This is a genomic window from Nocardia sp. NPDC055321 (genome assembly GCF_053645575.1).
Genome location: NZ_JBSHMS010000003.1, coordinates 138,639 through 161,897, shown reverse-complemented (window position 1 = coordinate 161,897; position 23,259 = coordinate 138,639). Strand labels below are relative to the sequence as shown.

The window sequence follows — 23,259 nt, the reverse complement described above, 5'->3', positions numbered from 1 at the left end:
ACACCAATCATGACCAGCACGAACTTCGGACAGCGATTCACCCGGGCCGCCAACAGGATCCCCTCGGCGTTCGGTAAGAACTCTCAGCCCGGCACCACGGTGTACGGGACCGTGACCCAGATGGGCGAGCAGCCCAAGCTCAAGTACGGCGGGGCGCCGGGCGAGGTCGCTCTGGACGAGCAGGGCCGCACCGTCATGCAGATGTTCATCACCCTCGGCACCCCGAACGGGCCCCGCAACCTGTACCCGACCAGCCGCATGGAGGAAGCCATCGGCAGGGCGATGAACACCGCCGGCGCGGACACCTTCGATGTCGGGGCGACCCTGTCGGTGACCTACACCGGGCCCGACCCGGACAACGACAAGGCCCGCCTCTACACCGCCGTGTACACCTCCGCCGTCGCCGCGAACGGCGGTGGCAGGTGACCGGCAACCACCCCGGCACCACCGCAGGGCACAGCGGCGACGCTGTGCCCTCGGGCACGCCGGAACTCCCAGACCCCACCACCTCACGCGCGCCGCAGGGAGACACCTGTCTCTCGACACCGCCCGAGGTCATTGCCGAGGAGACACCGGCACCGCCGCCGTGCGACACCGCCGCCATCGAGGAGACAGCCGTGGAGACACGCGCGCAGTGGGATCGAGTCGAAGGCGCGGCGCTGGCCGCGGTGACCGTGGTGCTGGTTGTCGCGGGCGGATGGTCGGCTATCGCGCTGCACGATCTGGCGCAGCAGGCGGGCATGACCTCGTGGCTGGCGTGGGGCGCACCGTTCATCGTGGACGGGCCGATCTTCCAATCGGCGATCGCGCTGGTGGTCTTGAAGCGCCGAGAGAAGGCCGGCGTGCACGTGTCCCCGGGGAAGCGCCGGTACTTCATGTGGACATTGGCGCTGGCGGAACTGATTTCGCTGATCGGCAACGGAGCCCACGCAGCCGAAGTCACAGTGTCCGCACCGATCGCGGCCATCATCGCCTCCACCGCGCCGATCGCGGCGCTGGCCGTGCTGCACGGGTTGACCATCCTCATCGAGATACCCCGCGCCCCCGACGACTCACCACGCAAGCCAGACAACATCGAGCACGGTCTTGACAGAACGAGCACCGAGGTACCAATCCCGTTGTCTCCCATGGTGTCTCCAGGAGACACCCGGGTGTCTCCCGCTGTCTCTTTCATGCGCACAGGAGACACCGACGAGACATCGGCTGTCTCCCCGCTGTCTCCACGAGACACCGAAGGCGACAGCGACGAGACGGACGAGGTACTCGACACCGCCGAGCGAGACGAACGCATCCTCGCGATGAGCGATCGCGGCATGACTCTGCGCCAGATCGCGCCCATGGTCGGGCTCTCGCACGGGCAAGTCGGCAAAATCCTGGCACGACTGCGCGCCGAGGACGATCACGCCCGCGGGCCCGACCCCGACGACGACTCGGACGGCAACGTCCTGCACCTGATCCGGTGACACCTACCCCTCTACCGGGTGCCCGCGTGCTCGTGCCGCAGGCATCCGGGCGAATTCGAAAGGACGACCCATGCCGAGATTGATGTCCGTGTCATTGACCGAGCCCCAGGTGCGCGCCCGCACCAAATCCGTCACGCGGCGGATGGGGTGGCTCCACCTGGCAGCCGGGGACCGGGTGACGTTGTGCCGCAAAGTGATGGGGCGCCGGCGCGGGGAACCGCTCGTGCGGATCGTCGAGGTCCAGATCGTTGCGGTCGGTCGTGAACCGCTGAACCAGATCACCTCGACCGAAGTGAGCGCCGAGGGATTCCCGGAGATGAGCCCAGCAGAGTTCGTCGCGTTCTTCTGCCGTACCCACAAGGGCTGTACCCCGGACAGCATCGTGACCCGGATCGAGTGGCGGTATCTGAGCAGCGTCGACATCGACGAGCCCGCCGCCATCTTGATGGCGTGATCCGGGACCAGTACCCGACCCGCCTGCCCTAGCGCGCAGAGCCCCGACCAGGCCCGTCCAGCACTCGCTGGACGGGCCTCTAGCTGTCCCCGGGGAGCGGTTTTTGATTCGGAACGAATGCACACTCAATGCACACTCAATGCGCAATGGATGCACACAAGTGTTGCGATAAAAATGCGATACGAAATCGCTGTGACCTGGGGTGTTCGGTGGTGGCCCGCCTGCTGCCTGGCTCCCACTCTCTCCCGCTTCGCTGAAGAGAGTGGGAGCCAGGCAGCAGACAAACCACCACCGAACAGAAACGAGGAGAACAAGGAACAACCACAACAAGGGAGACCACAACAGAGAGACCACAAGCAGAGGGTTGGGAGCGAACGGTACGTCGACGACGGGGGAGCGTTGGGAGAGGACCGCAAGAGCGAGGGCTGGGAGCGGACGTCGCGCCGGGAGCAACGTCGACATCAGGGGGACCACAACGACGAGGTCGGACTCGCAAGGAAATGACGCGTAGGCATCAATTCCGTTGGTGCACAAGCATTAAGATGCAACGCGCGTACGGACTTCAGCGCCGGTTGATGCGAAGAATGACCACAACGAGAAGAATCAGGTCGAGCGGGAATAGCGCGTATGCGCCAACACAATTGATGCGCAACGATCGAACAAATGATTCGCAGGCATCAGTAACGATCGGGAACGACTGCCTGAGAATGCTTGGCGGGCACTATATTCGGTAGAACTGGTGCATAGTAGTCAATTCTCGGAGGTGCGGCATGAATGCCATCTCGGGTCCCCTGATCGCCGCGATCGAAACCGTGTGGACGGAATTGCGTGTGCGGCACACCGATATCCCCGGCGTGGTGGTGACCATGGCATCGGGATCCATGGGCCGGCGCGGCTCGCTGAAGCTGGGCCACTTCGGCCCCGACCGCTGGAAGGTCGGTCAGCAGGTGATGCCGGAACTGTTCGTCGGCGGCGAGGGCTTGGCCATGGGCGCACGCGAGGTACTCGGCACCCTGCTGCACGAAGCCGCTCACGGTGCCGCGGTGACCCGCGCGATCGAGGACACCAGCCGCGCCGGGGCCTACCACAACGGCAAGTTCCGGGACATCGCCATCGAATTCGGGTTGATCGCCGAACGCGCCCGTGAGCGAGGCTGGTTGACCACTACCGTGCCGGACGGCACCGCCGTGGCCTACGAGCGGCAGATCCGGCAGCTGGACGCCGCGATCATCGCTTACCGTCGCTCCGAGAACGAACCCCCCGAGGGCGGCAAGGAAGAGGGCGAGGGGGGCGGGGCGGGCAAGGCCCCGCGCAACGGCAGCGCGATGCTGTGCGCGTGCACGCCGGCGCGTCGAGTCCGCGCCGCCAAGAAGACCATCGACGCGGGCCCGATCCTGTGCGGGGTGTGCCGCGAGCCGTTCGAGGTTCCGACGAAGGCGATTGATGCGGATGCGTCAATCAGGTTGATGCATCCGCATCAACACCGAGCCTGAGGTTCCGCAACCGCGAGACGAATTGCGCTGGCCAGGACTGTAATTCAACCATAACGGGTAGACTTAGTAATGGAACGCGGTCGGGGTCTGGCCACTCCGACCGGCTTCCGCTCCAGCGAGAAATGAAGGACGACAGTCATGTTGGATCTGATGGATTGGTTCTGCGGCGCGGGCGGCTCGAGCCAAGGCTCACACGCGGTCCCAGGTGTGCGAGTGACAAGAGCGGCGAATCACTGGGCGCGGGCGATCGAGACCCATGCGGCGAACTTCCCCGAGACCGATCACCATCTCGGCGATATCCGTGAGGCCCCGGTGCATCGGTGGCCTGCGGCTGATCTGTTCTGGGCGAGCCCGGAATGCCCGCAATGGTCCTCGGCGCGCGGCAAGGCCCGCGACTACGACCGCACGTTGCAAGGCGACCTGTTCGACACTCCTCGCGATGAGGAGGCCGAACGCAGCCGCGCTCTGATGGAGGAGGTGCCCATGTACCTGCGCGGAGTGATCGAACGCGGCGGCAAGGTCCGCGCGGGCGTGGTGGAGAACGTCGTCGAGGTGCGAGCGTGGGACCAGTGGAATCGCTGGATCGGGGAAATCCGGGCCCTGGGCTACCACACACGGGTGATAGCTCTCAATTCGATGCACGCCCAATCGATCCGGACACCGGTCGCCCCGCAGAGCCGGGACCGGTTGTACGTCGCGTACTGGGACCGGGGGTTGGGTCGCAGCCCGGATTGGTCGAAGTGGCTGCGGCCGTTGGCGTTCTGCGCGATGTGTGATGAGTGGGTATCGGCCATGCAGGTCTTCAAGACCGAACGCGCCGATATGGGCCGCTACCGCCAGCAGTACGTGTACCGGTGCCCGCGAGTGCGGTGCCGCAACCAGATCCTGGAACCGCCCGCGCTCGCGGCAGCGGCGGCGATCGACTGGGCATTGACCGGCCAGCGCATCGGCGACCGCGCCAAACCCTTGGCCGAGAAGACAATGGCACGGATCCTGACCGGGCTGCGTCGCTACGCGCGACAGCTGCCCCTGGTCGTGCCCGCCGGAGGCACCTGGCGCGACGAGCCGACCCCGGTCACCGCACCGCTGCCTGCCCGCACGACCCGGGAGAACGACGGACTGATGATCCCTCCGCAGTTCATAACTCGTCTGCCCGCACCGGTTGCCGGGCACGGGGCGGTAGTGCCCGCGCCGCTGGTGGTGCCGATGGAAGGACGCGAGGGCAAGGAGGCGCAACCGGCCAGCGTGCCGCTGCGCACCCAGACCACCCGTGCCGAAACGGGTATCGCGTTCCTGCCCTTCGTGACCGAGCTACGCGGAGGCAGCAGCGACGCGCGCGCAGTCACCGACGCCCTCTCGACCGTCACCGCCAGCGGCAACCACCACGGCCTGGTGCAACCGGGCGAGGGCGCGCAGCAGGATTGGCCAGCGCTGCTGATGCCGTACTACGGCCACGGCACCGCCCGCCCGGTGGCGCATCCGATCGGCGCGTTGTCGACCCGCGACCGGTACGCCCTGGTGGAGGCGATCACCGAATGCGACATCGCAGACGTTCGGTTCCGGATGCTGGAGCCCCACGAGATCGGCGCAGCGATGGCGTTCACCCACGGCTACACAGTGCTGGGAAACAAGCGAGAGAGGGTGCGCCAGTACGGCAACGCCGTCACCCCGCCAGTAGCGGAGATCCTGATCTCGGCACTGGTCGAAGCGATCACGGGAGAGGACATCGACCGCTGGAGCGTGTGAGCACCTGAGGAGGGCGGCCGGTAACCCGCGACCTGTCAAAGGTCGTGGCTGGCCATACCGGCCGCCCGAGGTGTCCCAGCGAGAAGCAAGGACCCTGCCAGCGTAACGCCGGCGCGCGCCCGCAGGGCCGTAGGAGCGTGGTCGGCCCGGAGAATGGAGTGATGGCACAGTTGGTGACACTCGGCGAATGGGCGAAACGGCGTGCGTTGAGCCTGAGCACGATTCGCAATGCCTGGGTGCCACACGAGGATTTCCCCGCACCTGTGCGCCCGCGGGCGCGCGCTGCGGGAACGGGGCCGGGCGCACGACACCAGGAGTACGACCTCGGGGAGCTGGATACGTGGCTATCGGGATGGGAGGCCGAGCGTCGCCCACCGACGCACTCGATGCCTGAGGATCCCGAGTCTTACCGCACCCTTGGGACGATCGCCGGATTGCTCGGGTTGAACGGCAAGACCCTGACCCAATATCGCGACCGCATCGACCAATGCGCGGACTTCGAGGACCGCGGAGCGCGCCGCTACTACCGCACACGCGAGGTCGTGGAGTTCCTCAACAGCAGAGCCGGGTTCGGCCTCAGCGCGGATGCGAGTGCTGATCGCCGACGACGAAAGCCGCAGTCGGCGACCAGCTCTGAATGATCACTTGACCAGCCTCGGTTAGTAATCAGCTCTATTCGGATTTCTTCTGAGCATCTCGACTTTTTGGGTGCCCAGCCATAAGAGATTCGATGTTTGCGCATGCATATTGATAGTCTTCGAATTCTGCAATAGCCTCGGACAAGTCGTCCTGTTGAAATCCTGCGAGCGAAAGCAGTGTCAGCCGTAGTATCCAGCTGAGTGAATACGATGTAGCGATTTGAAGATCTAGTAGACGCTCTTTTTCTTCGCGAAGCTTTTCACCCAATATTGGCCTATCCTTTTTTCCTTTTACGTAGGGAAGTTGGTGGACCAACTTATTTCGAACGAATGCTACGGCAGAGCTCCAATTCGCAAAATCGGACGTAATCATACTGCCCGGTTCTAGAAGTGATGCTGTCTGCTCAAGCTCAATCATTCGCTCTCGGTAGGAGAGATCATTGAGGCCATTCAGGCTGTCGCCAATCTTCTTTGCCATTCTCTCGGCATCGATTCCTCCGAGCTCGGTGAACTTCGTAGTCCCGGCGCTGGAAGCTGCGGTGCGCACTTCGGTCAGTTGATCCCCGGTCATTCCAGCGAAACCGACGCGATGATCGAAAAGCTTTCTATGCAAGCCCTCGGCGATAGCTGTGAGAGATATCACCTGTGATTCTATTGGAGCTTCCTCATCGAGCCCTGCTAGGCCCTCTACAAGGCTGTCAGCCTTATAGCTGTTCGATATCCATTTGGCGATGTGATCTGCTGTAACTGCTTCATCGCGCATAATCCATGGACGTCTCGTTGGGTTTGCCCTGACTCGATCAACCCGCGAGAGGTAAACGTCCGACCATTTCGTTTCGCCCTCGGATTTGATCTGCATGGAGATAACCCGCAAGCGCTGTTGCGTCGCAGTCTTGAGGAGGCTCATGTAAGAGAATAGGATATGGCTTTCGTACTCTCGCAACAATGCGCCACTAGTACATTCGATATCCATAACGAACGATGATTCTGCATTGGTGAACTTCAGCGTGCAGCCGCCGAACAGTGGGACCGAAGCCTCCTTGTCGTTCAGGTGAGATGCCCACGAACCCGCAAAAGTGTAGCGACAGTTGGTAATTTTTTGGTCGGGCATAAAATGAGACCCGACGATAATGGTGCGACAGTTGAAACGCTGCCCCCCGCCTTCGCTGAAGCTCATGCTGAACACACGACTTGAGGATATGCGGGCATCAAGTGCAGTTAGCTCCACTCCTTCCTCGGTGGTGCCGAAGAAGGTTCGAGGGGAAAAGTCTGAGATATTGTCTGCGGGTGAGCCGCCGAGCATCATATGGGTCTCGTGGGCGTGTGCTATATCCATGCTCACGCTTCGTTCCGTCATGATGTGACTGTCGGTGGCCAACTCTGCCTTGCTTCCGTCGCTGTGAACGGTTAGCAATCCGCTAGAACTCAGCTGTGGCTCATCTGGATTGGAAAAAGTCCCCGCAAATTTGATCTGAACCGCCGACATACCGCCCCTTCTCTACTGTCTGGCACTACTGTGCGGTATCGGCAGAGGGCCGGGAAGTCGTTACCGGCACGCCAGTACCTTGCCCGGAGGTTCACCTCCGCACCATGACCTTCCGAGGCAACCGCGCTCAGCTGCGGAAGCTGTAGTTCTGTCTCTGAAACGATCGTTCCGGATTTGCTTTCCTCGATGGCCGGTTGGTGATGGTGACTAGCCTTGGGGCAGTCGGGTTTCGGTGTTCGTGTGAGGGAGGACTGCGGTGGCGTCGACGGGGGTCGTGTTGAAGAAGGTCGCGGTGCCGACTGCGGTGGTGGCGGTGGTGACGACCGGGTTGGCGGTGGCGGTGAACATGGCCACCGGCGGTGACACACGATGGTGGTGGTGGGTGATCGTGGCCGGGTTGACCGCAGCAGGGTTCGTGGGGTCGCTGTGGCAGTTCCTGCGCCAATCTGGCACCGCCCCACAGGAAACGGTGCAGTCGTCCGGACGTGGTGCGGTGGCCGCGACCGGCACGGTCGCCGGTGCTGTCACCGCGGGCGAGGTCGGTAGCTCCAGCCCCGCGCCGACCGCACCGTCGGCGACTCCGGCGCCAGGTTCGGTGGTGGCGTCGGGCGACGGATCGGTCGCGTTCAAAGGCACCGCCGGAAGCATTTCCGGCGGCGATGTCGCCTAAAACATGGCCTGGGTGAACCGGTTCGGCCGCAGACGCGAATCGGATAACGATCCGGTGGCGGAGGGTTCGACCGTTCACGCGCAGGGCCCCGGGTCGGTCGCGATCGGCCCGGATTCGGTGGTCGGATCCGTCATCGCCGGCGGCGCGCGCGTCACGACTCTGCCCGCGGAGGCCCTTCTCCCGATGGCGCAGCTCGACGCGCCGCCCGGGATCGACAACCTGCCCGCGGTGTCCGCGCATTTCGTCGGCCGTGACCGCGAACTCGATCGCCTGGACACCGCGCTGGCCGACACGGCGCGGGTAGTGGTGCAGGCGGTACACGGTCTGGGTGGGATCGGTAAGACGACCCTGGTCGCACAGTGGGCGCGTACTCGCGCGCACGGGCACATCCCGAAATGGTGGATCAACGCCGACAAACCGGCCGTCTTGCAGCAGGAGCTGGCGAGCTTTGCCGCAGCACTGCAGCCGACGCTGGCGCAGTGGTTGACGACTGAGCAGCTCGCCGACCGCGCCCTACAGTGGCTGGCAACGCATTCGGGGTGGCTGCTGATCCTGGACAACGTCGAGGACCCGGCTGACATCGACCCGGTCCTGGCCCGCGCCCAGGGTGGGCGAATTGTGCTGACCAGCCGGTTGTCAACCGGATGGGCACATATCGGCGCTGAGGTGGTGTCGATGGATGTGCTGGCTCCGGCCGAATCGCTCGCCCTGCTGACCAACATCATCACCGGCAACAGGACACCACCGCGAGCACTCGATGGCGCCGCGGCGTTGTGCCGGGAGCTGGGGCATCTGCCGCTGGCGGTCGAGCAGGCCGGCGCGTATCTGGAACAGACCGCACTCACCCCCACCCAATACCTCGACCAGCTCGCCACATATCCGGCTCAGATCTATCGGCACGGCGGCGCGCGCACCCGTGCCGAGCGCACGATCGCCCGGATCTGGCGGGTCACCATGGATCGGATCACCGCGACCCACCCGGAGGCCGCCGAGATCCTGCGCGTCATGGCGTGGTACGCTCCCGACGGCATCCCGGTCGGACTTCTCGACGGCATTGCCGATCCGCCCGCGCTGCATGCGGCGTTGGGTGCGCTCACCGCGTACAGCATGATCACACTCGACCCGGACACTGCAACGGTGTCGGTCCACCGGCTGGTACAGGCTGTGGCGCGCACTGCCGATCTCGATGACCCGCGCCGCGGCTTGGCGGAGATCGAGCGCGCTCACGTTCGCGCGTCGACCACACTGCAGAGTGCCCTACCTGCTGACGAGCGTGACCCTAGAACATGGCCGACATGGCGAATCCTGTTGCCGCACATCGACTCCTTAGCCACACGCACCGAGCACGACACCCTCGTCACCGTCGGCACCCTCCGGAAGACCGCCCTTTTCCTTCTGAACCAGGGAGCCCACGGTCGGGCTATCGACTACACGGTGCGGGCCGTCACCGGCTATGAGCGTGTGCTGGGCATCGACCACCCCGACACCTTGACCTCCCGCAACGACCTCGCTGGCGCCTACGAGTCGGCGGGCCGGGCCAGCGAAGCCGTCCCACTGCACGAACGGGCACTCACCGACTGTGAGCGTGTGCTGGGCATCGACCACCCCGACACCTTGACCTCCCGCAACGACCTCGCCCTTGCCTACAGGTCGGTGGGCCGGGCCAACGAAGCTATCGCACTGTACGAGCGGGCACTCACCGACTCTGAGCGTGTGCTGGGCATCGACCACCCCGACACCTTGACCTCCCGTAACAACCTCGCCATCGCCTACGAGTCGGCGGGCCGGACCAGCGAAGCCGTCCCACTGCTTGAGCAGGCACTCACCGACTGTGAGCGTGTGCTGGGCATCGACCACCCCGACACCCTGTACTCCCGTAACAACCTCGCCAGCGTCTACGAGTCGGCGGGCCGGACCAGCGAAGCCGTCCCACTGCTTGAGCGGACGCTCACCGACCGTGAGCGTGTGCTGGGCATCGACCACCCCGACACCCTGTACTCCCGTAACAACCTCGCCATCGCCTACGAGTCGGCGGGCCGGACCAGCGAAGCCGTCCCACTGTTCGAGCGGGCACTCACTGACCGTGAGCGTGTGCTGGGCATCGACCACCCGAACACCTTGACCTCCCGTAACAACCTCGCCATCGCCTACGAGTCGGCGGGCCGGACCAGCGAAGCCATCCCACTGCACGAACGAAACCTCACCGGTTATGAGTGTGTGCTGGGCATCGACCACCCGAACACCTTGACCTCCCGTAACAACCTCGCCCTTGCCTACAAGTCGGTGGGCCGGACCAGCGAAGCCATCGCACTGTTCGAGCGGACGCTCACCGACCGTGAGCGTGTGCTGGGCATCGACCACCCGAACACCTTGACCTCCCGTAACAACCTCGCCCTTGCCTACAAGTCGGTGGGCCGGACCAGCGAAGCCGTCCCACTGCTTGAGCGGACGCTCACCGACCGTGAGCGTGTGCTGGGCATCGACCACCCCGCCACCCGGATCTCCCGCGAAAACCTCGCTCGACTACGCAATCTCCAAAAGGGTCTCTAAAACGATCGCTCCCGAGAACCTCCGCAGGCCGGGCGGATTCGCTCGGTCAGTCTCTGAACCCAACCTTCCTAGCACCGCCTCCGAGGTGGTTAGGGAGACAGGGATTTTCTGGGTCGGTGAAAGTGTTTGTCCGTACCCTGCGAGCAGAGAGTTTGGGCTGGGCGGATGGGGTGGGTCTCGTGTCATCGAAACCATTTGGCCACGTCCGCGGTGCCGCCATGGTTTGCCTTCCAGGAAGGGTTGGCGACGTCTGATCGGCTCGGGCGGCGAGGGGCAGGGCTGGCGGCACGTGGGGCAAACGTGGGGCAGACGCGTATCCAACTGTGTACCGCAGCGTGTCCCTGTGTCCCGAGTGCTTCGCCTTGGATCTCACTGACCTGCGGCAACCACCTGACCTAAATTGCCAGTCAAGCGCGGTATCGTCCCGCCCTCCGCTGGACTGGTTTTACACACCAGCGGTCGGGGGTTCGATCCCCTCTGCGCCCACTCTTCGAAAACGGCAGGTTCCTTCGGGTGCCTGCCGTTTTCTGTTTGCATTCAGATTCTCTACGCACATGTGCCGGTTTCGATGACACCATTCGGTTAGTATGCATTCCGTTGGGTATAAACCAACAATATGCATACTCATCGAGAGGCTGGAACTGATGGGTGAGCGGCGTGGTGGCCAACTACCGCGAGAGATCTGGCGACAACCGCTGCGCACCGTGCGGCCGCAGGATCTGGCCGGGGTCTATGTGCAGCCCCGGCCCGAGATCGCGCGGCTCGTCGAGCAGGGGCTGCTGCACCGGGTGGCGCACGGCTATTACATAGTCGTGCCGCCCGAATACGTTGGGCGGACCTGGTTGCCGAGTCTCGAGGCGGCCGCCGCGGGTGTCGCTTCGTCGATCTACGGGGCCGACCGGGCCGTTGTCATGGGGATCAGTGCGGCGCGGCTGCTCGGGGCGGTACCGCGAGCCTTGGCGACCGCCGTTGTCGCGGTGCCCAGCCAGCATCGGCCGATCGTGTTGACCGACCGTTCCGCGCAGATCCGTTTCGTACGGCGCGATACCGATGCGCTCGACGCCGAGCGGATCGAAACACCCCTGGGCCCGGCACTGGTCACCACCCCGGAGCAGACCGTGCTGGACCTCGCCCATCGTCCGGCGCTCGGCAACGCGGAGACCGAGGTTCGATCGGCGATCGCGGCGCTGTACCTCCGCGGTGATCCGGCGAGGCTTGCCGAGCTCGCGGCGGAGCAGCGGCTGGGTGCCGCTCTGCGCCGGGTGAGAAGTGCGGTGGAGGCATGAGCATCGAGGAATTCGACAGTGTCGCCGCGCAATTCGGAGTGGCTCCGGAGCAGGTCGAGCGCGATCATCTCATTTCCCACCTCCTCGCGGCGATCAGCCGGGGGTTCCGTGAGCGGGTGCACTTCATCGGCGGAACCGCGCTCGCGCGTACGCATTTGGTCGACGGCAGGCTCAGTGAGGACATAGACCTTGTCGCGCTGACCAACCGAACAGCGCTGGCCGCTGAGCTCGACGCCGCGCTGCCCCGAGCGGTAGCGCGCACGATGGGCCGACTGGAATGGTCGCCGTCGCTCAGTGCGGTTCCCGAGACCGGAGCCGCGAATCTCCGCTCGGCGTCCGGTATCTCGGTGAAGATCCAGTTGTTGTCGGCTCAGGGCAGAACGCTCTGGCCGGCCGAGCTCCGTGAGATGGAGCAGCGGTACAGCGACGCGCCTGCCGCGGAGCTGTATGTCCCTACCCTGTCGGCTTTCGCGGCGGGAAAGACCGTGACCTGGCATGACCGCCGTGCCTCGCGCGACCTCTGGGATCTGTGGGCGCTCACCGGTTTCGGCGCCATCGACGAAACCGCAGGCGCGCTGTATCGGCGCTACGGCCCGACCAACCGCCTGCCCGCTCCCGAATTGTTCACCCGCGCGCCGGACGAAAACGACTGGAACACCCAGTTGGCCGGCCAGACCCGCCTGAGCGTCACCGCAGACGCCGCACTGGCCGTTGTCAGAGAAGCTTGGGCGCGCGTCGGGTAGCGGTCCAGCGATCGTGCCGATCCAACACGTCGGGCCGTGACGCGCGGTGCGAGCGGGCGCTCTGCGCATCGACGACAGTGATGCGGTCTGGATCGACATCGCATTGGCGTGTGGAGAGTCTCGGGCTATGTCCCCTTCGGGCCGATGAATGGTGCGTGATGGACCCCACATCGACGTCGTCAGGTGGAATCGGTGTAGTAGACGGTCAGTGTGCGGGGCCCGACGTTTCGGCGTCCTCCTCGTCCAGCGGGGGATTGAACACGATCGTTTCGATCTGTACCTCACCACACCCGGTGAGGGTTTCGTCCGCGAACTTCTTCAGCAGATCGGATACTCCCCGAGTGCCTTTGGTGAAGGGATTGGCTTGGGTGGCGTGGAAGACGATGTTCGAGCCGGGTGGGACCGGGCCGGTTATATCTACGTCGGAGGCGAGGCAGTAGTAGACGTCGACGATCGGTTTGAACTTGGCATCGTCGGTCAGGATCGAGTGGACGGTCAGGTCCGAGACCACGACGCCGTCGATCGTGTCCAGGGCGTCGGCCACCCTTCGCAGGAGCATGGAGAGCTTGCCGCCGGTGGCGCCTTCCACCCTGAAATGCAGCTGCTTCCATCGGGGTACGTCATTCACGCTGTTGGTCCGAACTTGTTCGAGGGCTCGACGTCGCGGGGCGGAAGGACACGTCGGGCCGGGGCGCACTGCGCGCCCCGGCCCGGCATGGCTGCGGAAGGGGAGGCTTACGCCGTCCGGGCGCACATCCCGTTCAGGACCACCACGGCCTGGCCGACCATCGAGTTGTCGCGGCTCTGGAGGGCGTCGGCGTAGGCGTCGATCGCGGCATCCACGTCGCCGGTCGCCTCGATCGCGCGGAGGCGGGTCGCGGCGTCGTCGAGCTCGTAGGGGCGGGGGCCCAGGGAGCTGTAGCTGTTGATGATGTCGGCGGCGGCCAGGCAGGCGGGGTCCATCGCGGACGCGGTCCCGGTGGGGACCACCAGGATCGCGGACGCGGCGCCGACGGTCAGCAGGGCGGAGGACAGGATCTTGCGCATTCGTTCACTCCAAGCGGTTGTGTTCGGTTTGCGGGTTCGAGTTTGCCTGATGCGCCGATGAATACGATCAGGCCCCCGGATGAAGATCTCCGTGGGGGAGCGAGTGTTACGCGGGGGCAGCGGAGTTCGGTCGTTCGGTGGAACAATCGAGGGGTGTCGTCGATTCGTGCTATTCAAGAACTGGCGGACGTGAAAGACCCCGCGTGGCCCGAGCTTCGGGAACTGGTGAGGTGGGCTACCGTCCCCGTGACCGTGCTGCCGCCGGACCCGGAGCAGGCTCGTGACACGCTGATTCGCTTGCAGGTCACCGCACGTTCGACCCTCGGCGCGCTCGCGCTCAACACCGGCGGCATCCTGGTCGACTACGGGTGGCTGCGCATCCTCGGCGGCGGCAGTGCGGAACTGCCCGATCTGGCGACCTCCAACGGCGTGCGCCGGCCCGGTGATCTGCCGACCGACGCGCTGGTCGTCGCCGTCGACGTGCTCGGCGGCCGCTTCGCCGTCAACGGCGGCGAGCTGCCCGGCGAGCCGGGCGAGGTCTGCTATTTCGGCCCGGACACCCTGGAGTGGACCCCGATCGGCTGCGGCCATTCGGCCTTCGTGCACTGGGCGCTCGGCGGCGGCACCGCCGAATTCTACGAAGACCTGCGCTGGCCCGACTGGCACCACGAGATCCGCACACTCACGCTGGGACAGGGACTTTCGATCTACCCGCCGCTGTGGTCGGCCGAGGGCCTGGCCGACATCGCCGCGACGAGCAGATGCGCCGCCCCGATGTCCGAGGTCATCGCCCTGCTGGTCGCGACCGCCAAAACCCTGCACTGACGCCGGATTCGCGCGACGGCGAACCCGGCGACCGCTGCCGAGCAAGGCGGAACTCCCCGAAAACCCGGGCCGCACCCGGGTTTTCGAGGATCACGTCACCGGGTGACGATGGTGGCCGAACCGTGCCCGAACAGCCCCTGGTTGACCGCGATGCCCGCGGTGGCGTTCTCGACCTGACGCCCGTCGGCCTGACCGCGCAGCTGCCAGGTGAGCTCACAGATCTGGGCGATGGCCTGGGCGGGGATGGCCTCGCCGAAGCAGGCCAGCCCGCCACTGGGATTCACCGGGATCCGCCCGCCCAGGGTCGTCGCGCCGCTGCGCAGCAGCTGTTCCGCGCCGCCTTCCTCGCACAGCGCGATGTCCTCGTACCAGTCGAGTTCGAGCGCCGTCGACAGGTCGTAAACCTCTGCGAGCGAGAGGTCTTCGGGCCCGAGGCCGGCTTCCTCGTACGCGGCGTGCGCGAGCGAGGACCGGAAGGTGCGCGACGGCGGTTCGACGGCCACCGCGGAGTCCGTCGCGAAATCCGGAAGATCCAGCACGGTTTTCGGGAAGGTCGGGGTGACCGTGGACAGTGCCGAGATCCGCACCGGATCCGTGATGCCTTGGCGGCGTGCGTAATCCATGGAGGTCAGCACCAGCGCCGCGCCGCCGTCGCTGGTCGCGCAGATGTCGAGCAGGCGCAGCGGATCCGAGACGATGGCCGAGGCGGCGATCTCCTCGGCCGAAACCTCTTTGCGGTAGCGGGCATTGGGGTTGTTCAACCCGTGCTTGGCGTTCTTCACCTTGACCGCGGCGAAGTCGTCCAGGGTCGCGCCGTGCAGCGCCATGCGGCGGCGCGCGTAGAGCGCGAAGTAGATCGGGTTGGTCGCGCCGAGCAGGTGGAAGCGCAGCCAGTCCGGGTCGTCGCGGCGTTCGCCGCCGACCGGCTGGAAGAAGCCCTTCGGGGTGGTGTCCGCGCCGACGACCAGCGCCACGTCGGTCAGCCCGGCCAGGATCTGGGCACGCGCGTTGGCGATGGCCTGCGCGCCGGAGGCACAGGCGGCGTAGCTGCTCGAGATCTGCGCGCCCGACCAGCCCAGCGCCTGGGCGAAGGTCGCGCCGGAGACGAAGCCCGGGTAGCCGTTGCGGATGGTGTCCGCGCCCGCGATGTAGCCCACTTCCTGATGGCTCACCCCGGCGTCGGCCAGCGCCGCGCGCGCGGCGACGAGCCCGTATTCGACGAAGTTGCGGCCCCATTTGCCCCACGGGTGCATACCCGCGCCGAGGACCGCGATGTCGCGATTCGTGTCAGTCATTGACCGGCCTCCACATCCACACCGTGTGCTCGGCGTCGTCGTCCTCGTACAGCGTGCCGATGGTCAGTTCCACCGGCATGCCGACGGCCAGGTCGTCGACCGTGAAACTACGGTCGACCTGCCCGAGGATCACCATCTTCTCGACCTCGAGCTCCACCGCCGCGACGACGTAGGGCACGAAGGGGTCGGGGGAGACGTAGGGCGCGGGCGGCTTGTACCGGGCATCGGCGTACGACCAGATGTGGCCGCGCGTGGAAAACAGGTACTCGGCGAGCTCGGTGCCGTCGTGCGGACCGGAGCACTGCGGATTACGGCAGGCCAGGGTGTTCTTCGGGAAGTACGGTGTGCCGCACTCGTTGCACCGGGTTCCCTGCAGACGCACCTGACCGTCATCCGCAGTGAACCAGTCGGCCACGGCGGGGCGTTGTTCTTTCTGCACAAGCCGACGTTATAGGAACACGTTCTATTTTGGGAGGGGGAATCCGTTCCGCGCCCGCGTGCGCGCGGGTACGGTGAAGACGGCTGGAGGATATGCCGCGTCCTCGCCCCGACCTGGAGTACCACAACGCGATGGGCACCAAAGCTATTGATCCGCAGTCGATCCGCAATGTCACGATCGTCGGTGACCCCGACGAGACGGGGCGCGTGGTCCACCACCTGCTCCGGCGCTCCGGCAAACCCCGGACCAGCACGGAACCTGTTATTCATTGGGCGCCGGGGCGGGTCGATCACACCATTCGGGTAGCCGAGGTCGCCGAGCGCGCGCCGCTCGCGGAACTCGAGCGTGCCCTGCGGGTGGCGGACGGGCTGATCGTCGTGGTGCACGCCGGCCGGTTTCGCGGCCCGCGCCTGGAAACCCTGCTGCGGATCGCCGACGATCACCAGGTGGCCCGGCTCTGCCTGATCACCGGCCTGAACGATCCCGCCGCCGACTTCGACCGCTGCGTGCGCACCATCGCCGACACCCGCGGCGCGACCCCGCTCCCGCTGCAGATCCCCATCGGCACGGGCGCGAACTTCGACGGCGTCATCGATCTCGTTCAGATCCTGGCCCTGCAACCCCTCGCCGCCGAGCTCTACGGCCCGCACTGGAACCTCGCCGAAAGCCGGTACCGGGCACTGGTGGACACGGTCCTGGACCACCCGGTTCCCGGTGCGTACCCCGGCGAGCTGCCGCTGAACCAGTTCCACCACCGCGTCCGCCGCCGCACCCGCATCGGCGATCTCGTGCCGATCCTGTGCAGTGCGGCGCCCAAGAGCAACGACATCGCCCCGCTGCTGGACGCGATGGTTCGGTACCTGCCGTCCCCCTTGGATGTGTGTCAGCCCGAACACGCCCTGGATTACTGACACTTCGCGCCGCGCCCGATCGGCGGGCACGGCGGCGGGCCGAGCGCGGACGGGACGGCGGATGGTTCGAGTGGGGACGGTCGCGTCCGCGACGGTGAACGCCCTGCGCCGAGGCGTAGTCGCCGGCTGCGTCGCGGTCGTCGCGATCACCGGGCTCACCGCCTGCGTCACCGCACCCGACCGGCAGGCCGAGGCGGACCGGCTGGAGACGGAGATCCGGGCCATGCCCGGGGTGGAGTGGTTGTCGGTCAACTACACCAACGAGTTCTTCGACGGCAGCCGGCTCGACCTGGACGTGGGGATGACCACCGCGTCCGAGGACCAGATCGGGGCTGTTGTCGCACGCATCGACGAGCTGACCGGACCTGACTTCGACGGGTACCAGCGCACGACCGAATTCACCGTGGCCGAGTTCGCCACGATCGAGCGCGGGGCCGACCTGTGGGCCGATTCGATCATCGACGACACCCGCCGGGTGCGGCGGTTCCGGGAACTGCTGCCCGTCGGCAGGCTCGAATGGCCGCGACATCCGGCGACTCCCGCATCCTCGCTCACGGTGTTCGATGTGGAATCCGCGGACGCGGCGATCGTCGCCGCCCGCACGGCTTTCGGCGATCTCCTCGTCACGGCGCACATCCGTCCCGCGCACATCGAACAGCGCGATTGGCAGGTCACGTTCCCGTTCACCGCGGATCAGGAATCCGTTGTGCGCCAGCGGATTTCCGCGCTGCCCGTGACGAGCGGGTCGATCGCGGTCAGCGGCGACACCGTCACCCGGCTGTCGGTCGACGCGACCCATCCGCCGACCGCCGAGGCCCACCTCGAACAAGTCATCGCGATCCTGCGCCCGCCGAAGGAGAGTCACCTCCTGCTCTCCTGGGGTGACCACAGCGGGGGCCTGGACCCCGGCGAGCTCCGATTCGCGGGGGTGGTGGACGTCGGCGGGTGCAGCTATCGACACGACCGCGGCGCGCGCGAGCAGGAACCCGAGCGGTTCTACACCCCCGAGGCGATCGACCTGCAGCGCAAGCTCCGCGCGAAGTACGACACCTGCGCGCGGTGAATCGGCCGCCGGGTGATGGCCGGGGGTGCGGCGTCGCGGCGTGTGGCCACCGCACGCCCGGGCGGCAACTCCGCATAGGAGTGGACAAAGTCAGCCACGGGCCGGCGCGGTGCGGCTGCCGGAACCGGGTCGGTGCATGAGCGCTGGTGATCGCCGAGCGATAGCGAAGCGTGTCGCCCCGGTTTGCGGACCAACCCCGATTACCGTGCTCGGAATGCGTCGAGTGCTGCTCGTCCTGTCCGCCGCGATGATGTTCGCGGGCGTCGTCGAAACCCCCGCGACCGCCGATCCGGGCGGCTGGCAGCGTGCCCTCCAGGACATCGTCGCCTCGGGCGCGGCGGGGGTGCAGGCCCACGTGGAGACACCGGCGGGCCCGTGGGACGGGACGGCCGGGGTGGTGCGGCTGGGCGGCAACGAGCCGATTCCGGTCGGCGCGCGGTTCCGCGTCGGCAGCATCACCAAGACCTTCACCGCGACCGCCCTGCTGCAGCTCGTCGGTGAGGGCCGTATCGGACTCGACGACAACGTCGCCGGATGGTTGCCCGAGTACGGCTTCGATCCGCGCATCACGGTGCGGATGATCCTGGCCCAGACCAGCGGCCTGCTCGACTACCTCAACGGCGGCTCGGGTTATGCCCCGCTGGTGGGTGATTCGCTCGGCGACATCCGCCGCACCTGGCAGCCCTCGGACTTCGTGCGCTGGGCCACCGACAAACCCCTCGAGTTCGCGCCCGGCAGCGACTGGGCGTATTCGAACACCAACTACATCGTCGCGGGGATGCTGATCGAGAAGGCGTCCTGGCTGCCGTATCACGTCAACATCTACACCCGGATCACGTTGCCGCTGCTCATGTTGAGCACCGGCGTGCCGCAGACCTTCGACCGGGTGCTCGGCCCGCACGCGCACGGCTACTACGACTACGGCGGCGGCCTGCTCGACGTCACCGACCAGAACCCCTCGTACGTGTGGGCGGCCGGCGGAATCGTCTCCTCCACCCGGGATCTGAGTACGTTCTTCGCCGGCCTGCTGGGCGGCCGGCTGCTGGCGCCGCACCTGCTGGCCGAGATGCGCGCGTTCCGGCACGTGAACGACACCTACGACTACGGGCTGGGCCTGTACGAGTTCCGGCTCGGCGACGGCTGCGTGGGGCAGGGCCACACCGGTTACGTGAACGGGTTCGGCTCGCGCGCCCTGCGCAGTCCGGATGGGCGCTACAGCATCTCGCTGTCGATCACCGACGCCGCGGGTGACTTCTCCGGTCCGGTGCGCCGGCTCGTCGAATCCGTCATGTGCCGGAGTTGAGCGCGGGTCAGCCCGCCCGGCCGGCGGTCTCCGAGCTCAACTCCGCCAGGATCGCCTGAATCGCGGGACTCGAGTCCGAGCTGGTCCGCCACGCCGCGTACACCTCGCGCTTGGGCGGCCGCAGCAGCGGTCGCGACACCAGCTCCGCACCCAGCGGCGGCCGGGCCAGCCGCGGAATCAGCGCGATGACCGCACCGGAGGCGACCAGCGACAACTGCGTCGCGAAGTCGTCGATGAGGTGGCGGACGTCGGGGTCCTCGCTCGCCTCGGCGAACAGCCGCCGGAACCACTGGTGGCACACCGATCCCGGCGGGCTGGTGACCCAGGCGTGCCCGGCGAGATCGGTGCGGGTGAGCGGACGGTCGAGCGCGGCGAGCGGATGCGTGCGCGCCATGACGACATCGCCCAGGTCGGTGTCCACCAGCCGCCGGGTCAGCGCCGACGGCAGCGCGGCGGAGAGCCCGTCCGCGTCGTGCACGAGGGCCAGATCCGCGGTGCCGGCGTCCACGCTGTGCAGCGCGCGGTCGGGATCCTGTTCGGTGATGCGCACCTGGAGGCCGGGGTGGCGCGCGGACAGCCGCGCGAGGGCCGGTGCCAGCAGCCCGCGAATGGCGGTCGAGAACGCGACCACGCGCAGGGTTCCGGTCGGCTCGCCGTGGGAGACCAGCTGCGCGGCGGCCACACACCGTTCCAGCGCCTGGAAGACCTCGGGCGCGGACTCGACGATGACCTGACCGGCCGGGGTCAGCACGACCTTGCGCCCGGCGGGCGCGAGCACCGCCACCCCGAGCTGACGCTCGAGCCGCTTGATCTGCTGGGACACCGCCGAGGCCGTGAAGCCCAGCTCCTCGGCGGCCTGCGCGAGGGTCCCCAGCTCGGCCACCGATCGCAGCGCGCGCAATGCTCCGACGTCGATCATGAAGGCAGACTACGGGATTGCGGCCAGGGTCCGGCCTGCTCGGAACCGGTGCCCGGGCCCCGCGGCCGCACCGATCGCGGAGGTCGCCGACCCGGCCGGGGCGCCGGTCATGATTCCCGGGCACCGGAGTGTGGCGGAATCCACTTCCTTCGCGCCGCGCCGCCCGCCGAGCCCCCGGCCGCGCGACTCGCGGCGAACACGGAAGTCGATGCGGGCCAATCGGAATACCGCGAATTCGCCGCCGATCGCACCACCCCGGAACGGCCCTGCGCCCGCGTCGCGCCGGCCCGAAACGGGTGAACATCGACCTCACAGGGGGGTAGCGGGGCTCTGTGATAGTGCGGACCTGGTTAGCATCGATCAGTCGTACTGATCGAGGAAACCCCTGAGGACGTGTGTTGACTACCGACCATCTTGACCGCTGGAACGCCCACGAAGCTTCCGCGGAGGCGATGATTCCGATCATTGGACGGCTGTACCGGGACAAGGGCGTCACCATCCTGCTGCACAGCCGATCGCTGGTGAACAAATCGGTGATCAGCATTCTGCGCACCCACCGCTTCGCGCGCCAGATCGAGGGCGAAGAGCTCTCGATCGAGGAGACCCTGCCCTTCCTCGAGGTGCTCACCACCCTCGACCTGGGCCCCAGCAAGATCGACCTGGGCCGGCTGGTGATGGCCTACCGCGCCGACGATCGCGGTCTGACCGTTCCCGAGTTCACCGCCGACGTGCTCTCGGAGATCACCGGCGCGAACAAGGCCGAGGCCCAGGGCCCGCGCGACGTGGTGCTGTACGGCTTCGGCCGCATCGGCCGCCTGGTCACCCGCCTGCTCATCGAGAAGAGCGGCTCGGGCAACGGCCTGAACCTGCGCGCGGTCGTGGTCCGCAAGGGCGGCAAGGACGATCTGGCCAAGCGCGCCTCGCTGCTGCGCCGCGACTCGGTGCACGGTCAGTTCAACGGCACCATCAAGGTCGACGCGGACAACGACACGATCATCGCCAACGGCAATGTCATCAAGTTCATCTACAGCGACGACCCGGCCGCCATCGACTACACCGCGTACGGCATCAACGACGCGATCCTGATCGACAACACCGGCAAGTGGCGCGATCGCGCGGGCCTGGGCCAGCACCTGCGCCCCGGCATCGCGAAGGTGCTGCTCACCGCGCCGGGCAAGGGCGACGTGCCCAACATCGTGCACGGGGTCAACCACCGCACGCTGGATCAGTCCGAGCAGATCGTGTCCTGTGCGTCCTGCACCACCAACGCCATCGTGCCGCCGCTCAAGGCCATGGACGACGAGTACGGCATCGTGCGCGGGCACGTGGAGACGGTGCACTCGTTCACCAACGATCAGAACCTGCTGGACAACTTCCACCCGGCCGATCGCCGCGGCCGGTCGGCGCCGTTCAACCTGGTGCTGACCGAGACCGGCGCGGCCTCCGCGGTGGCCAAGGCCATGCCGGACTTCAAGGCCAAGATCACCGGCAACTCGATTCGCGTTCCCACGCCGGATGTCTCGGTCGCGATCCTGAATCTGCAGCTGCGCCGCGAGGTCGACAAGGCCGAGGTGCTGGAGTACCTGCGCGGGGTCTCCCTGGCCGGCCCGCTGAGCCGCAACCTCGACTACACCGCCGCCACCGACGTCGTCTCCAGCGATTTCATCGGCTCGCGCGCGGCCTCGATCGTGGACGCGAACGCCACCATCGTCGACGGTGACACCGCGATCCTGTACCTCTGGTACGACAACGAGTTCGGCTACTCCTGCCAGGTCGTGCGCACGGTGCAGTACATCTCGGGCATCGAGTACCCGACGTACCCGCACCTGCCCGCGGACGACCGCGAGGCCGCCCCGGCCGGCGCGCGGTAGCGATTGACCCTCTGAACATGTTCGGCCGCCGCGAGATCCGCGGCGGCCGAACACGTTTCGGCGCGTCCCGCCGCGGCGGCCCGGCTCAGCGCGGTTGCCCGGCGGGCCGGCGCGCGCGGCAGGCCGCCAGGATGACCTCCCGGGCCGCCCGGCCCTCGGGGGTCGGGAACAGGGCGTAGTTGTGCGGCTGGCCCGGCGCCTCGTGGTAGTCGACCGCGACCCCGGCGGCCTCGGCGCGCTCGGCGAGTTCCCGGGCGTCGGTGAGGAAGATTTCCCGGGTCCCGCTGAACACCGTGAGCGGTGGCAGGCCGGCCATCGGCCCGAACAGCGGGCTCACCCGGGGATCGCGTACGTCCAGGCCGTCCGCGTAGACGCGGCCGATCTCGGCGAATCCCGGTGTCCGATGGAAGGGATCGACCGTTTCGAGGGCGGGCAGATCGGGGTGTGACATCGAGGCGTCGAGCCACGGGGAGATCAGGATCAGTTCCGCCGGGCGCGGGCCGTTCGCGGCGGCCAGGGCCTGGGTCGCGGCCAGCGCCAATCCGGCGCCCGCGGAATTGCCGATCACGAAGGTCCGGCCCGGGCCGCGTTCGGCGAGGGTGCGGGCCAGCAGCGCGGCGGTGACCTCGACCATCTCGGCTGCCCCGGCGTGCGGGATCAGCGGATAGATCGGCACGATCGCCTCGGCGTTCAGCTCCCGGCCCAGTCGCGCGGCGAATGTCCAATGCGCGCTGACGATTTCCCGGATGAAGCCGCCGCCGTGCAGGAAGAAGACGGCGTCGCGCACCGGCCCGGGCGGGGTGACGCGGAAGACCGGCCAGTCCCGGAACTCCTCGCGGGTGACCGCGGCGTGTTTACCCAGGGCGGCGGGCGGGCGCACCTCGCCGGCTGCGCGGTCCCGCTTCGCGAGTGCCGCGTGCACCCGGGCCGGACTGCCGAACAGGTCGCGGTCGCCCATCGCCGCCACCAGGGCGGTGACCACGCGGGTCTGCCAACTCGGCCGCGCGGCGCGCTCGTCGGTATTCATGCTCGCTCATCTCCCTGTCGTCCCGATGGG

At 66.9% G+C, this 23,259-nt stretch carries 22 protein-coding genes; 15 read left to right on the top strand and 7 right to left on the bottom strand.

Annotated features, from left to right (window positions below):
- Nucleotides 1-9: 9 nt before the first annotated feature.
- The 6 genes from ACWIGI_RS05595 (at nt 10) to ACWIGI_RS05570 (ending at nt 5,797) form a co-directional block, all read left to right on the top strand.
- Nucleotides 10-426, top strand: coding sequence for a hypothetical protein (locus ACWIGI_RS05595; RefSeq protein WP_454201164.1), 417 nt, complete (start codon nt 10-12; stop codon nt 424-426).
- The gene (locus ACWIGI_RS05590; RefSeq protein ID WP_454201163.1) at nt 423-1,463 is read left to right on the top strand and encodes a DUF2637 domain-containing protein; all 1,041 of its coding nucleotides are present in this window, start codon (nt 423-425) and stop codon (nt 1,461-1,463) included. The genes ACWIGI_RS05595 and ACWIGI_RS05590 overlap by 4 nt, the downstream gene beginning before the upstream one ends.
- A gap of 88 nt (nt 1,464-1,551) precedes the next feature.
- Complete coding sequence (locus ACWIGI_RS05585; RefSeq protein ID WP_454201162.1) at nt 1,552-1,917, top strand: hypothetical protein; 366 nt, start codon at nt 1,552-1,554, stop codon at nt 1,915-1,917.
- Nucleotides 1,918-2,747: 830 nt separating this feature from the next.
- Nucleotides 2,748-3,410: a hypothetical protein gene (locus ACWIGI_RS05580; RefSeq protein WP_454201161.1), complete on the top strand. Its 663-nt coding sequence runs from the start codon at nt 2,748-2,750 to the stop codon at nt 3,408-3,410.
- Nucleotides 3,411-3,548: 138 nt separating this feature from the next.
- The gene (locus tag ACWIGI_RS05575) at nt 3,549-5,156 is read left to right on the top strand and encodes a DNA cytosine methyltransferase (RefSeq protein ID WP_454201160.1); all 1,608 of its coding nucleotides are present in this window, start codon (nt 3,549-3,551) and stop codon (nt 5,154-5,156) included.
- 161 nt (nt 5,157-5,317) lie between these two features.
- Nucleotides 5,318-5,797, top strand: a complete 480-nt coding sequence (locus ACWIGI_RS05570) for a hypothetical protein (protein WP_454201159.1) — start codon at nt 5,318-5,320, stop codon at nt 5,795-5,797.
- Nucleotides 5,798-5,828: 31 nt separating this feature from the next.
- On the opposite strand, the gene ACWIGI_RS05565 is transcribed toward ACWIGI_RS05570, so the two are convergent.
- Nucleotides 5,829-7,280 (bottom strand): ApeA N-terminal domain 1-containing protein, encoded by a 1,452-nt coding sequence (locus tag ACWIGI_RS05565; protein WP_454201158.1) that lies wholly within the window; start codon nt 7,278-7,280, stop codon nt 5,829-5,831.
- Nucleotides 7,281-7,536: 256 nt separating this feature from the next.
- Here ACWIGI_RS05565 and ACWIGI_RS05560 point away from each other — a divergent pair, with 256 nt between their 5' ends.
- The 4 genes from ACWIGI_RS05560 to ACWIGI_RS05545 all read left to right on the top strand — a co-directional run bounded on the left by ACWIGI_RS05560 (nt 7,537) and on the right by ACWIGI_RS05545 (nt 12,529).
- Nucleotides 7,537-7,950: a hypothetical protein gene (locus ACWIGI_RS05560; RefSeq protein WP_454201157.1), complete on the top strand. Its 414-nt coding sequence runs from the start codon at nt 7,537-7,539 to the stop codon at nt 7,948-7,950.
- A 12-nt stretch (nt 7,951-7,962) separates the two neighbouring features.
- Nucleotides 7,963-10,500, top strand: a complete 2,538-nt coding sequence (locus tag ACWIGI_RS05555) for a tetratricopeptide repeat protein (RefSeq protein ID WP_454201156.1) — start codon at nt 7,963-7,965, stop codon at nt 10,498-10,500.
- Nucleotides 10,501-11,144: 644 nt separating this feature from the next.
- Entirely contained in the window at nt 11,145-11,786 is a 642-nt protein-coding gene (locus ACWIGI_RS05550; RefSeq protein ID WP_454201443.1) for a type IV toxin-antitoxin system AbiEi family antitoxin domain-containing protein, read from the top strand.
- A complete protein-coding gene (locus ACWIGI_RS05545; RefSeq protein WP_454201155.1) occupies nt 11,783-12,529 on the top strand; it encodes a nucleotidyl transferase AbiEii/AbiGii toxin family protein in 747 nt (248 codons plus the stop codon). The genes ACWIGI_RS05550 and ACWIGI_RS05545 overlap by 4 nt, the downstream gene beginning before the upstream one ends.
- Nucleotides 12,530-12,734: 205 nt before the next feature.
- On the opposite strand, the gene ACWIGI_RS05540 is transcribed toward ACWIGI_RS05545, so the two are convergent.
- Nucleotides 12,735-13,157: a hypothetical protein gene (locus tag ACWIGI_RS05540; RefSeq protein ID WP_454201154.1), complete on the bottom strand. Its 423-nt coding sequence runs from the start codon at nt 13,155-13,157 to the stop codon at nt 12,735-12,737.
- 107 nt (nt 13,158-13,264) lie between these two features.
- Complete coding sequence (locus tag ACWIGI_RS05535) at nt 13,265-13,576, bottom strand: hypothetical protein (RefSeq protein WP_454201153.1); 312 nt, start codon at nt 13,574-13,576, stop codon at nt 13,265-13,267.
- A 153-nt stretch (nt 13,577-13,729) separates the two neighbouring features.
- On the opposite strand from ACWIGI_RS05535, the gene ACWIGI_RS05530 reads away from it, so the two are divergent.
- Nucleotides 13,730-14,401: a DUF2625 family protein gene (locus ACWIGI_RS05530; protein WP_454201152.1), complete on the top strand. Its 672-nt coding sequence runs from the start codon at nt 13,730-13,732 to the stop codon at nt 14,399-14,401.
- Between the two features lie 95 nt (nt 14,402-14,496).
- Here the strand turns inward: ACWIGI_RS05530 and ACWIGI_RS05525 are convergent, their stop codons facing one another.
- Nucleotides 14,497-15,696, bottom strand: coding sequence for a lipid-transfer protein (locus ACWIGI_RS05525; RefSeq protein ID WP_454201151.1), 1,200 nt, complete (start codon nt 15,694-15,696; stop codon nt 14,497-14,499).
- Nucleotides 15,689-16,135, bottom strand: a complete 447-nt coding sequence (locus ACWIGI_RS05520) for a Zn-ribbon domain-containing OB-fold protein (protein WP_454201150.1) — start codon at nt 16,133-16,135, stop codon at nt 15,689-15,691. The genes ACWIGI_RS05525 and ACWIGI_RS05520 overlap by 8 nt, the downstream gene beginning before the upstream one ends.
- 92 nt (nt 16,136-16,227) lie before the next feature.
- On the opposite strand from ACWIGI_RS05520, the gene ACWIGI_RS05515 reads away from it, so the two are divergent.
- From ACWIGI_RS05515 to ACWIGI_RS05505, 3 genes are all read left to right on the top strand, one after another.
- Nucleotides 16,228-17,046: a GTP-binding protein gene (locus ACWIGI_RS05515; RefSeq protein WP_454201149.1), complete on the top strand. Its 819-nt coding sequence runs from the start codon at nt 16,228-16,230 to the stop codon at nt 17,044-17,046.
- 70 nt (nt 17,047-17,116) lie between these two features.
- The gene (locus tag ACWIGI_RS05510) at nt 17,117-18,109 is read left to right on the top strand and encodes a hypothetical protein (RefSeq protein ID WP_454201148.1); all 993 of its coding nucleotides are present in this window, start codon (nt 17,117-17,119) and stop codon (nt 18,107-18,109) included.
- A 214-nt stretch (nt 18,110-18,323) separates the two neighbouring features.
- Nucleotides 18,324-19,412, top strand: coding sequence for a serine hydrolase domain-containing protein (locus ACWIGI_RS05505; protein ID WP_454201147.1), 1,089 nt, complete (start codon nt 18,324-18,326; stop codon nt 19,410-19,412).
- Between the two features lie 7 nt (nt 19,413-19,419).
- On the opposite strand, the gene ACWIGI_RS05500 is transcribed toward ACWIGI_RS05505, so the two are convergent.
- Nucleotides 19,420-20,331 (bottom strand): LysR family transcriptional regulator, encoded by a 912-nt coding sequence (locus tag ACWIGI_RS05500; protein WP_454201146.1) that lies wholly within the window; start codon nt 20,329-20,331, stop codon nt 19,420-19,422.
- A 398-nt stretch (nt 20,332-20,729) separates the two neighbouring features.
- Here ACWIGI_RS05500 and ACWIGI_RS05495 point away from each other — a divergent pair, with 398 nt between their 5' ends.
- Nucleotides 20,730-22,202, top strand: a complete 1,473-nt coding sequence (locus ACWIGI_RS05495) for a glyceraldehyde-3-phosphate dehydrogenase (RefSeq protein ID WP_454201145.1) — start codon at nt 20,730-20,732, stop codon at nt 22,200-22,202.
- Between the two features lie 85 nt (nt 22,203-22,287).
- On the opposite strand, the gene ACWIGI_RS05490 is transcribed toward ACWIGI_RS05495, so the two are convergent.
- Entirely contained in the window at nt 22,288-23,229 is a 942-nt protein-coding gene (locus tag ACWIGI_RS05490; RefSeq protein ID WP_454201144.1) for an alpha/beta hydrolase fold domain-containing protein, read from the bottom strand.
- Between the last annotated feature and the right edge of the window lie 30 nt (nt 23,230-23,259).

Bases quoted from the DNA above. Each gene is read 5' to 3' on its own strand.
- ACWIGI_RS05595 (WP_454201164.1), top strand. From the start codon at position 10: ATGACCAGCACGAACTTCGGACAGCGATTCACCCGGGCCGCCAACAGG.
- ACWIGI_RS05575 (WP_454201160.1), top strand. From the start codon at position 3,549: ATGTTGGATCTGATGGATTGGTTCTGCGGCGCGGGCGGCTCGAGCCAA.
- ACWIGI_RS05570 (WP_454201159.1), top strand. From the start codon at position 5,318: ATGGCACAGTTGGTGACACTCGGCGAATGGGCGAAACGGCGTGCGTTG.
- ACWIGI_RS05565 (WP_454201158.1), bottom strand. From the start codon at position 7,280: ATGTCGGCGGTTCAGATCAAATTTGCGGGGACTTTTTCCAATCCAGAT.
- ACWIGI_RS05550 (WP_454201443.1), top strand. From the start codon at position 11,145: ATGGGTGAGCGGCGTGGTGGCCAACTACCGCGAGAGATCTGGCGACAA.
- ACWIGI_RS05545 (WP_454201155.1), top strand. From the start codon at position 11,783: ATGAGCATCGAGGAATTCGACAGTGTCGCCGCGCAATTCGGAGTGGCT.
- ACWIGI_RS05535 (WP_454201153.1), bottom strand. From the start codon at position 13,576: ATGCGCAAGATCCTGTCCTCCGCCCTGCTGACCGTCGGCGCCGCGTCC.
- ACWIGI_RS05525 (WP_454201151.1), bottom strand. From the start codon at position 15,696: ATGACTGACACGAATCGCGACATCGCGGTCCTCGGCGCGGGTATGCAC.
- ACWIGI_RS05515 (WP_454201149.1), top strand. From the start codon at position 16,228: ATGCCGCGTCCTCGCCCCGACCTGGAGTACCACAACGCGATGGGCACC.
- ACWIGI_RS05505 (WP_454201147.1), top strand. From the start codon at position 18,324: ATGCGTCGAGTGCTGCTCGTCCTGTCCGCCGCGATGATGTTCGCGGGC.
- ACWIGI_RS05500 (WP_454201146.1), bottom strand. From the start codon at position 20,331: ATGATCGACGTCGGAGCATTGCGCGCGCTGCGATCGGTGGCCGAGCTG.
- ACWIGI_RS05490 (WP_454201144.1), bottom strand. From the start codon at position 23,229: ATGAATACCGACGAGCGCGCCGCGCGGCCGAGTTGGCAGACCCGCGTG.